Origin of the sequence: Bacillus sp. RE35 (assembly GCF_052146655.1) — a bacterium.
Classification (GTDB): Bacteria; Bacillota; Bacilli; order Bacillales; family Bacillaceae_G; genus Bacillus_A; species Bacillus_A cereus.
Map to the genome: position 1 here is coordinate 5,080,635 of NZ_CP197377.1, position 11,943 is coordinate 5,092,577.

Consider the following 11,943-nt stretch of genomic DNA (forward strand, 5'->3'; position numbering starts at 1 on the left):
TCTTACTTCTATAAACAAAGAAAAAACGTAAGGAATCCCTTACGTTTTATTAAATATACGAATACAAATGAAATGCTACTTCATCCATTTCTCAGCCCAATTTTGGACCTCATCCATAACACTTTCTAACGCTTTCCCCTTGTCAGTTAAGCCATACTCGATTCGAACTGGTACTTCTGGATAGACATTACGAACTACAATGCCCTCGCTTTCCAATTCCTTCAAACGCTCTGACAACATACGATCGCTCATATTTGGGATAATATCTGCGATTTCTCTAAAACGTTTCGACTCTTCAAGCAAAGATTTAATAATTAAGCCAGTCCACTTCTTACTAAGCAGAGTAAAAGCTGACTCAAACTTTGGACATAAACAAGAATTATGCTCCATATGTTTCACCTCTCTTCTATTATAATATAGTTTCTTGTAAAAAGTAAGTTATAAAACTTTCCTCATTATTTTATTTTACGTACATTTTACCATTTCCAAATATTAACTTGTCAACCAAACGTAACATACCCGTAAAAAAACCCTCTTAAAAAGAGAGCTTTTTATATCTTTATTACTTCGTATACCATCCAAGACCTAATGCACCTTCACCTAAGTGCGTACCAATTACAGCTCCAAAATAACCTGTACGAATTGTGACGTGAGGATATTTTGCTTCTAATTCTTTCTTCCATTCATTCGCTTCTTCTTCACGTTGTGCATGAATGATAACTGCTTCCATAGGTACACCTTTACTTGCTTGCTCATCAAAAATTTCAATGATACGTTTTAATGCTTTTTTACGTGTACGAATCTTTTCAAACGGAATAATGATTTTATCTCTAAAATATAAAACTGGCTTCACTTGTAACAGACTGCCGATGAAAGCTTGCGCGCTATTCAATCGACCACCACGTTGTAAATGATGTAAATCATCAACTACAAAATAGGCGTCCATCGTTTTCTTCATTTCATCAAAACGAGCGATAATCTCTTTTGGGTTCTTTCCTTCACTTGCTAACTTTGCACCTTCACGCACATAAAATCCTTGTACTTCACAACTAATTTCAGAGTCATACGTGTATACATCAATACCCTCTACCATCTGTCCAGCTGTCGTTGATGTTTGATATGTACCACTAATTCCACTTGATAGGTGAATACTAATAACTGCATCATAATCTTTAGCTAGTTCTTCATATAGCTCAACAAACTTTCCGATTGCTGGTTGAGAAGTTTTTGGAAGTTCCTCTTGTTCACGTACTTTCACATAAAAATCATCTGCTGAAATTTCAGCTTCTTCTTGATAAGATTCTGTTCCAAACACAACGTTTAATGGAATCATATATATATTGAGTTCATCACGAATTTGCTTCGGTATATATGCCGTACTATCAGTAACAATAGCTATTTTCATTTTCGTACCTGCCTTATAAAAAGTTTTATTTCCTAATTTTACACGAAAACTACAAATGGTGCATCCATACATGAAAATGCCGGTTGAAATTATACCTACCATCTCGACAAATTACAACAAAAAGATAAAATACTCACCAAAAACTTCAGCATATTTAGAAAAAATGTTTGAATATAAAAAGGCTCGCTTTTAAAATGGAAAGTACTAGTCATTTTGATAGATAGGGGCGTACACAAGTGCTATTACAATATTTAACAATCAAAGACTACGGCGAACACGAAATCGTCATTCAAAAATCAAGATTTATTTGTTATATTAGCCGAGCAACGACTGAGGAAGAGGCTCAAGAATTTATACAAAAAATAAAAAAACAACATTGGAATGCAACACATAATTGTTCCGCTTATTTAATTGGCGAACAAGATCATATTCAAAAAGCAAATGATGACGGCGAGCCTAGCGGTACAGCTGGCGTACCAATGCTGGAAGTACTTAAAAAACGTGGACTAAAAGATACCGTTGTTGTTGTAACACGCTATTTTGGTGGCATTAAACTTGGTGCAGGTGGATTAATTCGTGCATATGGAAAGTGTACAAGCGAAGGCATTAATCATGTCGGTGTTGTCCAGCGAAAACTAATGCGTGTGATGCAAACCGAGATTGATTACACATTACTTGGCAAAGTGGAAAATGAATTACGCAATTCAAAATATGCCATTAAAAATATTCATTATCTAGAAAATGTCACATTTGATACGTATGTAGAAGAAGACGGCAAACAAGCATTTACAGATTGGATGATTGAATTAACAAACGGGAAATGTACAATTACAGAAGGAGATATGTTGTACTTAGAACAAGATGTTATCTAAGCATAACCCATTTATCACCTTCAAAGATTAATGTAGTGAATTACTTCCCTACAAATGAACTAACGAACTAAGGAGATTATATATGGAAGAACGTTATTATCATCTCCAAAATAGCAGAATAAAAAAGAAGCGAAGAAGGAAACTTTTCTTCTTCCTTATTTTCGCATTTTTATTTGGCAGCATAGGAGTTTATGTGTTAAATTCTTACTCTTCTCTCATGGGGATGTATAGTGGTTTTACTCGTGAAAAATCAGATTTAAGAAACAAAGATGTAGAAATTACAAAAGAACCTTTTACAATTCTCATTATGGGTATAGAAGATTATGCGACAGATGGTCAAAATGGTCGTACAGACTCATTAATGTTTGCAACAGTCAATCCAAAAACGCAAAAGATTTCACTTATGAGTATTCCTCGTGATTCTCGAGTTAAAATTGTTGGCAAAAATAAGGAAGACAAAATTAACGCTGCCCATGCTTACGGCGGAGAAGAAATGGCAATCAAAACTGTCGAAGGCTTTCTAAAAGTTCCTGTAGACCATTATCTGAAAATTGATTTCCAAGGCTTTAAAGGTATCGTTGATGCTGTTGGCGGCGTTACCGTTGACGTACCCTTCGATTTCTGGGAGCGCTCTGACGTGGATTACTACAAAAAAATTCAATTTAAGCAAGGACAGCAAAACTTAAACGGTGAAGAAGCACTTGCTTACGTCCGTATGCGAAAGCAAGATCCAAATGGCGATTATGGTCGAGCTGCTAGACAAAGACAATTACTGGCCGCTGTTGCTCATAAACTAAACTCCACCTCTACTGTATTTAAAATTAAAGATTTAACAGCTGTCGTTGGAAAATATATAAAAACCGACATTCCTATTTCAGACGGACTTGCTCTTTACAATAAACTTTCTGGATTTGATCCTTCTACAATGCAAACGTTAAAGCTTGAAGGAGAAGACAAAAAGATAGGCGGTATTTATTACTTCCTTCCAGATCCAATCAGTGTAGAAACGGTGCGTAACGAAATTGAAAAAGAATTAGGAGAAAAAGCAAAAAATCCAACTACAAAAAACAACTCAAATCCTGATTCAAGTTCTAACTCTAACGAACAAACAAAAAAAGAGACAAACCAAAATAAAACACCAACTGATCCGCCACCTTCTACAAATGCTCATGCAGAGTGGATTATGCGCAATCAGCCGTAAAAAAAAAGGCCCAATCTATCCGATTGGGCCCTTTTTATTTACTTATTAAAGTGTTGTAAAATCGCTTCTACAATACGCTCTGATGCACGACCATCACCGTAAGGGTTAGATGCTTTCGCCATCTTATCATGAGCTTCTTTATCTGATAACAACTCATCAGCAAGACCAAAGATTGTCTCTTCGTCTGTTCCTGCTAATTTCAGCGTACCTGCTTCAATACCTTCAGGGCGCTCTGTTGTATCACGAAGAACAAGAACTGGTACCCCAAGTGATGGAGCTTCTTCTTGTACACCACCAGAATCCGTTAACATTAAGTATGAACGAGCTGCAACATTGTGGAAATCAATTACATCTAGCGGCTCAATTAAATGAATACGGTTATGTTCACCTAAAATTTCATTTGCTATTTCACGAACAACAGGGTTCATATGAACAGGGTACACAACTTGTACATCTTCATGCTTATCAACAAGACGCTTAATTGCACGGAACATATTACGCATCGGTTCACCTAAGTTTTCACGACGGTGAGCTGTCATAAGTACAAGACGATCATTCCCAAGTTTCTCTAGTACAGGATGACTATATGTTTCTTTTACAGTCGTTTGTAGCGCGTCAATCGCTGTATTTCCTGTAATGAAAATACGTGACTCATCTTTATTTTCCTTCTGTAAGTTCGTTGCTGATTTTGCTGTTGGTGAGAAATGAAGATCCGCCATTACACCTGTTAATTGACGATTCATCTCTTCTGGGTATGGAGAATACTTATCCCACGTACGAAGGCCCGCCTCAACATGACCTACTGGAATTTGATTATAAAAAGCAGCTAAGCTTGCAATAAATGTTGTTGTTGTATCACCATGTACAAGTACAATATCCGGCTTCGCTTCTTTCATTACTTTATCCAAACCTTCTAAACCACGCGTTGTAACATCAATTAAAGTTTGGCGGTCTTTCATGATATTTAAATCGAAATCTGGCGTAATTCCAAAGATACTTAATACTTGATCTAACATTTGGCGATGCTGTGCTGTTACAGTCACAATCGATTCAATTTTTTCTGGGTGTTTTTGCAACTCTAATACAAGAGGTGCCATTTTAATTGCTTCTGGACGTGTCCCGAAAATTGTCATTACTTTTAAACGTTCAGTCATGTGATTGCCTCTTTTCTTTCACTATTTACAGCTTCTATTATGACATATAAAAATATGCATGAGTACATCCCTTTTTAACGCATAATAGAAACATGTCTATTACAAATACTTTTTCTTCCCACCGAGTAATAATCTATCTTTTGTTTCTTAACATCTTCATCAGTATAACAATTTCTCCCATCAAATAAAATAGGCTCCCTCATAAGTTGTACGTACTTTTCTAACGGATAAGTTTGAATATCTTCCCATTCTGTTACGATAAAAACCGCACTCGTATCTCTAATCGATTCATCTATACATCTACTATATTGTATAGCATCTCCAAATATATTTTTTACATATTGAATTGCTTTTGGGTCGTAAAGAACAATTTCTGCACCTATATTAAGTAATGCTTCTATTATAATAAGAGATGATGCCTCTCTAATATCATCCGTATTCGGTTTAAAGGATGCGCCAAGAACTGCAATCCGCTTTTTACTCATGTTCATAACTTTTTTCGCTTTTTCAATCAATAGCAGCTGTTGCTTATTATTTACTTCAATAACCGCTTTTAACAAACGAAAATCATGAGCAACATTTCCCGCAATTTGCACCAACGCTTTCGTATCTTTCGGAAAACACGACCCTCCGTAGCCAATGCCCGCATTTAAAAAAGATGCACCAATTCTCTTATCCATTCCCATCCCTTTGGCAACATCCAATACATTCGCGCCTACCTTCTCACATATATTTGAAATTTCATTAATGAAACTAATCTTTGTAGCTAAAAAGGCATTCGACGCGTATTTAATCATCTCTGCACTTTTAATATCTGTAACATACGTTTCTAAACATAATTCACTATACAAACTCTCTACTCTTCTTGCTACTTCCTCACTATCCGCTCCAATTACAATACGATCTCCATGAAAGAAATCATAAATACCTGAACCTTCACGCAAAAACTCTGGATTCGATACGATATGTACTGTATGCCTCCCTTTTAACTTCTCCTCAATCCATCCCTTCATTACATCATTTGTACCTACTGGAACTGTACTTTTCGTAACAACAATAATATCGTTCGTCGCATATAATCCAATATCGTTACAAGCACTCTGAATATACGTTAAATCTGCCGTCCCATCTAATAAAGGTGGTGTTCCAACTGCAATAAATATAAACTCTACATCATCAAATGCCTCTTCTTTATTTGATGTAAAAGTTAAAGCATTATTCTCATATGCATAATTTATTAATTCATGTAATCTAACCTCATAAATAGGTAAATCCCCTTGTTTTATCCGTTCAATTTTTTCATCATCTATATCAAAACATGTAACTGAATGCCCTAATTTTGCCAATCCTACTCCTGTAATCAATCCAACATATCCAGTACCTACTATCGTAATTTTCATTTCCTTTTCGCACAGGAATTTACAATAGAAAAGATATGAAATATAGAACTCTCCCTGCGCTTCCCCCTCTCATATTAAAAATGAGAAAACCCTTTTCCTTCTTCATTATATGAATTACTTCCCTTACTTTTTTTAAAGTTTTTGTAAAATTAAATGCACTATAAAGTAAAACTTAATCAGTGAGAATCAGGCTGCCACGTCACGCGTGATAAATTCCCACATTTTAACACGAAACTTACTCATTTCTACGTGCAACACTTATAATACTGAAATAAAAGTATTCACTATCGAAGAAAAAGAAGAAATGTCACATTCCGAAGTCCAGTACGATTAACCTTCTTATATGATTCAACATTCTATATACAATTGTCATATATTCTATTCGCTTCCATTAACCGTAAAAAGAAAAAAAGATTGAATTCTAATCTTTTTGTGATACCATATGTTATGAGCCTGTAAATAAACATCATAATTTTCAGATAAATATATTTTCAAAAAAAAATTACGTTAGACTATAAAGGGTGGGGTATTAATGGACTCACAAGTGATTTATGCCATTTTGGCATCTTTCATCACTGTACTCGTCGTTACTCCTTTAGTTATTAAATTAGCTTTTAAAATAGGAGCGACAGATAAGCCAAACGCACGTAAAGTGCACCAAAAGATTATGCCACGTCTTGGCGGGTTAGCAATATTTATTGGTGTAGCTGTAGGATTTGTTGTCGGCGGCTTATATGAGCAAAGAATGTTATCGATAACGCTAGGTGCGATTATCATTGTAATCATCGGAATTTTAGATGATATGTACGAGTTATCTGCGAGAGTAAAATTCGGTGGACAACTGTTAGTTGCCATTATGATTGTAAAAAGTGGATTATTAGTGCAAGTATTATATATCCCATTCCTTGGGGATACTGAACTTGGATGGCTTGCTTATCCAATTACAGTATTTTGGCTTGTAGGTATTACAAATGCAATCAACTTAATTGACGGCTTAGATGGATTATCTGCTGGGATTTCATCTATCGTACTTGCAACGCTAGCATATATGGCCTTCACTAGCCCATGGGGCACTGGAACAGCTATTATCTTGCCACTCGCATTAATTATATTAGCAAGTACAATTGGATTTTTATTCTACAACTTCCATCCAGCAAAAATTTTCATGGGAGATACAGGAGCACTATTTTTAGGATACTGTATTTCTGTTATATCGTTACTTGGATTATACAAAAGTGTAACGTTATTCAGTTTTATCGTTCCAATTATCATTTTAGGTGTACCTATATTTGATACGATATTTGCAATCATCCGTCGTATCGTAAATAAAAAACCTATTTCAGCACCAGATAAATCGCATTTACATCACCGCTTACTTGCAATGGGATTCTCTCATCGCAAAACGGTACTAATTATATACGCATTCGGTATTTTCTTTAGTGTAAATGCCATTATTTTCACTAGTGCAACGTTATGGCTATCCATTATTCTTCTTTTCGCTTTGATTTTCTTCACAGAAATCATCGCTGAAATAATCGGGCTTGTACATGAACGCTACAAACCAATCATTTCCTTTTATAAAAAAGTGAAAAAACGCGAAGACTAATTGTAGTATAGCCTTTTCAATTATGAAATATTCAAATAGCATCCTCTTTCTTATAAGAGGATGCTATTTTTTATTCTCATTTTATATTTCCAAAATATAGATTGTTTGAGAGTTCCTCTATTGGAGAAAGATATACATAATAAGAAAAGTATCAAGTTTTCTTTTTTACATCTTGATTGTCAAACTGAGGGTGAATGTTATGATCAAGCGAGTATTTCAATGTATTATTTTATTTTTAACGATTACTATGTACGTATCATCTAATACTGAAGCAACAATTGTTATTCCTGCTGAATATCATCCAAATACTGCAACAACTTCTCCTACACAAAAAATTGCGTACTTAACATTTGATGACGGGCCAAACAAATATACTACACAAATTTTAAACATCTTAAAAGAAAAGAACGGAAAAGCAACTTTCTTTGTTATTGGTGGAAAAGTACCACATTATAAAAAGACAATGCAACGATTAATTAAAGACGGACATTATATCGGACTTCACAGTATGTCACATGATGTAAAACGCCTTTACACTGGTGACCCTTCCACTTTAATTGCAGAAATGGAACAAACACAAAGCATTGTCCAGCAAGTTACGAAATTAAATACACATCTCGTTCGCGTTCCATATGGTAGTATGCCTTACTTAAAGAAGAATTACCGTGACGCACTTGTATCGGCCCAGTATAAAATGTGGGATTGGACGATCGATACATACGACTGGAAAAGCTATGACAATCCTTCTGCCATACTCGAAAGAGTACGTAATCAAAGTGATGAACAAGTCGAAGTCATTTTAATGCATGATTCGAGTGTAACCGTACAAATACTGCCAAAAGTAATTGATTACTTACAGTCACAAGGATACAAACTTCTTCCCTATAATCCTTCTTCTCATCTCAAGGTGAATTTTTGGAAAGACACAAGATTGTAACAGCTTTAGTGCCTATGTGCTAAAGCTGTTTTATTTTTCTCTTCCCACCCTTCCCATTTTTGTGTAAAATTTTAAATAGTGATGAAGTTTCGAGGTGAATAGAAATGAAACGAATAGATCTCATTTTTAACGCAATACAAAAAGGCAATTATACAGAAGGTGTAACCGCATCAGAACTCGCTACATTTCTGCAACTAGATCGCGCCAATGTAAGTAGCGATTTAAACAAACTTGTAAAAGATAAACGTTTATTAAAAACAAATACGCGACCTGTTCGTTTTTACATAGAAACGAACACTTCGTTGGAAACGCATTCAAAAGACATAACTTCATTGGATACATTTGCAATTGAAAATACGAGCCTTAAAATTGCAATTGAAAAAGCGAAAGCTTCTATTCTCTATCCTCCAAACGGTATGCATACTTTACTACTGGGAGAAACAGGGGTCGGAAAGTCTATGTTTGCTTCTTTAATGCACGAATATGCAATTGAAGTTGAACAGCTTCCCAAAGATGCACCATTTATCGTCTTTAACTGTGCTGATTATGCAAATAATCCACAGTTACTACTCGGGCAATTATTTGGGATTAAAAAAGGAGCTTATACAGGAGCAAGTGATCAAAAAGGGTTAATTGAAAAAGCACATGAAGGAATTCTTTTCTTAGATGAAGTACATCGCCTGCCTCCAGAGGGACAAGAAATGCTTTTCACCTTTATTGACCGCGGAGTATACCGCCGCCTTGGAGAAACAGAGAACGAACGTAAAGCACAAGTATTAATCATTACTGCAACAACAGAAGAACCAAATTCATTTTTATTAAAAACATTTACAAGACGTATACCGATGACTGTTACGCTGCCACCACTTCGTGAGCGTACACATAAAGAGCGCTTTGCTTTACTACAGCTATTTTTCACAAATGAAGCAATTCGTCTGCGAAAAGACATTCACGTTAGCCCAAATGCAATGCGTGCTTTCGTCTTTTACAATTGTCCCAATAACATCGGTCAATTAAAAACAGATGTTCAAATTGCCTGTGCGAAAGCCTATTCTGATTTGGTCACAAAGAAACGTGATTCTGTCTATGTTTCAAGTACAGATTTACCTTGGTATATGAAAGAAGGGTTGTTCATTGAAAGGAAGAGCCGTCACTTATACCAAATACCAAATGAAACATTTGTATTTACAGGTGAGGAAGGTTGGAGTAATCATAAAACAGAAGATGAAAAACGCTCTTCTATTTACGATTATATTGACTATAAATACGAAGAACTTCAAGCACGTGGTATCGAAGAGGAAGAATTAGAATTACTAATAGAAAATGATGTTCAAAGCTTTTTCGTACAATATTTTAACCAAATATCCAAAAAAACAAGCCATGAAAATGTTTTTAAAATTGTGGATCGTAATATCGTTTCCGTATGTGAAAAAATAGCGGAACTTGCTGAAAAGCATTTATCTAAGACGTTTGATGAAAAAGTATTTCTTGCTTTAAGTTTACATGTACAGACAACTCTACAACGTTTACAAAGCGGAAAACAAATACATCACCCACAATTAAATCAAATTCGTACGAAATATAAAGAAGCTTTTTCCGTAGCTATGCAATGCATTCAACTACTGGAGGAAGAATTACAAATAACAATGCCTATTGATGAAGCTGGCTTTTTAACAATGTTCTTCGTTGTTGATCCAATTCCTGCCTCACAAACAGAAGTAAAAGTATTAATATTAGCACACGGTAATGGTATCGCAACTGAAATGGCAAACGTTGCAAACGAACTTCTCGGCATTGAGGAAGTAACCGGTATTGATATGCCGTTACACGAATCACCGAAAGATTTCTTGGAACGTGTGAAAGTGTATATGAAAACACTACAAAATGTAAATGGGCTTCTCTTACTTGTCGATATGGGGTCACTTGCTTATATCGGTGACATATTAGAAACGGAGTTCAAAATCCCTGTACGTGTTCTCTCGATGACGAGCACACCACATGCACTAGAAGCAGCTCGAAAAGCTCAGCTCGGTTATTCATTAGATGCGCTGTATGAAACAGTAAAAAATTTAACACCGTTTTACTTAAACGTACAAGAAGAAAAGAAAAAACCTCTCTCTCCAATGAAATCTGTTATTTTAACAGCTTGTTTAACTGGTGAAGGAAGTGCTTTAGCTATTCAAAAAATGTTAGAGAACTATTTACGATTTGATAAAGACTTAATTGAAATTATTCCGATTAGTATCGTCCATGAAAAAGATTTAACGAAAATGATCGAGAACATAAAAAAAGAGCGTAATATCATTTGTATCGTCACGAATTTCGATGTGCAAGTGCCGTGCTTAACATATCATTTCCAAGACATCGTAAACTACACAGCGATTCAGCCCATTCAAGAATTAATTACGTATGAAGAAACATATGCAAAAATGGCGGATATTCTTGAACAACAAATGCAGCGTAACGATGGGGCATTACTTATTAAAACAATTCGTTACGCATTAAATACAATTCAAGAATTAATTTCCTTACAGCTAACTCCTGATAGCTTAATGGGGGTTATTCTGCATATGAGCTGTATGGTTGACCGTCTTCAAAAAGGAGAAAGCCTTCTTCCTCACCCTGATAAAGAGAAAAGAAGACAAGATGAATACTGGATGTATATGAAAGTAAAAAAAGCATTGCAACCGATTGAAAATACATTTGAAATACAAATACCTGATGACGAAGTATTTTACGTTATGGACTTCTTTATTAAAAATCAGCCTGTTAAAAATTAATTGAGGCCGTTTTTAAAAATATCGACCGTAACGTGAGTTATATCGGCGATTTTCAAAACATATCGATTTACCGACAATAATCGCTAAAACTAGCACCTTATATAATGAGAAAAGGCTGTTCCAACATATGGACAGCCTTTTCATCTACTTCTTTACTTTTCTAACTCGCCCTCTTATTTCTCCTCTTTTTTGTGATTTCGTATGGACATTAACATATACATTTGCTTGAATAATTTCTTGAAGTAAATGTACAAATGATTTCCCTTGTAAAGGTCCCTCAAAATCCTCTACATTCACTACACCAGTAATACTTCCCTCGTTCAAACTAATCCCTTGCTCCAGTGGACCATACAAATATAAAACAACAGGACCAATTTGAGTAGACTTCCCTAAATGAATTTGACACGATGTAACCTTTTCTATATTTTTTAGTATTACTCTGTAATGCAATTTCGTTAAATCATCACTAAAAATAAACTCTGCTACCCCAAAAGCTTCTGTATTTACAGGAGGCACTTCCCTCTTACCTGTTAACCTGGCAAAGAAATGTGTTGTCATAAGGCATTCTCCTTATATAAATTTCCCAGC

10 protein-coding genes are annotated in these 11,943 nt (G+C 35.2%); 5 read left to right on the forward strand and 5 right to left on the reverse strand.

The annotated features are described in order from the left end of the window. Positions 1-75: 75 nt before the first annotated feature. Positions 76-390 (reverse strand): winged helix-turn-helix transcriptional regulator, encoded by a 315-nt coding sequence (locus ACTL4X_RS26090; protein ID WP_000400857.1) that lies wholly within the window; start codon positions 388-390, stop codon positions 76-78. 172 nt (positions 391-562) lie between these two features. Further along, positions 563-1,405, reverse strand: a complete 843-nt coding sequence (locus ACTL4X_RS26095) for a DegV family protein (protein WP_000684725.1) — start codon at positions 1,403-1,405, stop codon at positions 563-565. 236 nt (positions 1,406-1,641) lie between these two features. On the opposite strand from ACTL4X_RS26095, the gene ACTL4X_RS26100 reads away from it, so the two are divergent. Both ACTL4X_RS26100 and ACTL4X_RS26105 read left to right on the forward strand, forming a co-directional pair. Beyond that, complete coding sequence (locus tag ACTL4X_RS26100; RefSeq protein ID WP_086402104.1) at positions 1,642-2,277, forward strand: YigZ family protein; 636 nt, start codon at positions 1,642-1,644, stop codon at positions 2,275-2,277. A gap of 82 nt (positions 2,278-2,359) precedes the next feature. Next, a complete protein-coding gene (locus tag ACTL4X_RS26105; protein ID WP_000392799.1) occupies positions 2,360-3,478 on the forward strand; it encodes an LCP family protein in 1,119 nt (372 codons plus the stop codon). Positions 3,479-3,516: 38 nt separating this feature from the next. Here ACTL4X_RS26105 and wecB read toward each other — a convergent pair whose 3' ends face one another. Both wecB and ACTL4X_RS26115 read right to left on the reverse strand, forming a co-directional pair. Continuing rightward, positions 3,517-4,632 carry a non-hydrolyzing UDP-N-acetylglucosamine 2-epimerase gene (wecB, locus tag ACTL4X_RS26110; protein WP_000140145.1) on the reverse strand — a complete coding sequence of 372 codons (1,116 nt, stop codon included), beginning with the start codon at positions 4,630-4,632 and terminating at the stop codon, positions 3,517-3,519. Between the two features lie 74 nt (positions 4,633-4,706). Beyond that, a complete protein-coding gene (locus tag ACTL4X_RS26115; protein ID WP_086402103.1) occupies positions 4,707-6,032 on the reverse strand; it encodes a UDP-glucose dehydrogenase family protein in 1,326 nt (441 codons plus the stop codon). Between the two features lie 532 nt (positions 6,033-6,564). Here ACTL4X_RS26115 and ACTL4X_RS26120 point away from each other — a divergent pair. The 3 genes from ACTL4X_RS26120 to ACTL4X_RS26130 all read left to right on the forward strand — a co-directional run bounded on the left by ACTL4X_RS26120 (position 6,565) and on the right by ACTL4X_RS26130 (position 11,355). Beyond that, complete coding sequence (locus tag ACTL4X_RS26120) at positions 6,565-7,638, forward strand: glycosyltransferase family 4 protein (protein WP_000378319.1); 1,074 nt, start codon at positions 6,565-6,567, stop codon at positions 7,636-7,638. 199 nt (positions 7,639-7,837) lie between these two features. Beyond that, entirely contained in the window at positions 7,838-8,575 is a 738-nt protein-coding gene (locus ACTL4X_RS26125) for a polysaccharide deacetylase family protein (RefSeq protein WP_086402102.1), read from the forward strand. Positions 8,576-8,679: 104 nt separating this feature from the next. Beyond that, a complete protein-coding gene (locus ACTL4X_RS26130) occupies positions 8,680-11,355 on the forward strand; it encodes a PRD domain-containing protein (protein ID WP_000820967.1) in 2,676 nt (891 codons plus the stop codon). 144 nt (positions 11,356-11,499) lie between these two features. Here the strand turns inward: ACTL4X_RS26130 and exsM are convergent, their stop codons facing one another. Beyond that, positions 11,500-11,913, reverse strand: coding sequence for an exosporium regulatory protein ExsM (gene exsM, locus ACTL4X_RS26135; protein WP_000207046.1), 414 nt, complete (start codon positions 11,911-11,913; stop codon positions 11,500-11,502). Positions 11,914-11,943: the final 30 nt, after the last annotated feature.

Coding starts and splice junctions, on each gene's coding strand:
- ACTL4X_RS26090 (WP_000400857.1), bottom strand. CDS start 390: ATGGAGCATAATTCTTGTTTATGTCCAAAGTTTGAGTCAGCTTTTACT.
- ACTL4X_RS26095 (WP_000684725.1), bottom strand. CDS start 1,405: ATGAAAATAGCTATTGTTACTGATAGTACGGCATATATACCGAAGCAA.
- exsM (WP_000207046.1), bottom strand. CDS start 11,913: ATGACAACACATTTCTTTGCCAGGTTAACAGGTAAGAGGGAAGTGCCT.
- wecB (WP_000140145.1), bottom strand. CDS start 4,632: ATGACTGAACGTTTAAAAGTAATGACAATTTTCGGGACACGTCCAGAA.
- ACTL4X_RS26105 (WP_000392799.1), top strand. CDS start 2,360: ATGGAAGAACGTTATTATCATCTCCAAAATAGCAGAATAAAAAAGAAG.
- ACTL4X_RS26115 (WP_086402103.1), bottom strand. CDS start 6,032: ATGAAAATTACGATAGTAGGTACTGGATATGTTGGATTGATTACAGGA.
- ACTL4X_RS26120 (WP_000378319.1), top strand. CDS start 6,565: ATGGACTCACAAGTGATTTATGCCATTTTGGCATCTTTCATCACTGTA.
- ACTL4X_RS26125 (WP_086402102.1), top strand. CDS start 7,838: ATGATCAAGCGAGTATTTCAATGTATTATTTTATTTTTAACGATTACT.
- ACTL4X_RS26130 (WP_000820967.1), top strand. CDS start 8,680: ATGAAACGAATAGATCTCATTTTTAACGCAATACAAAAAGGCAATTAT.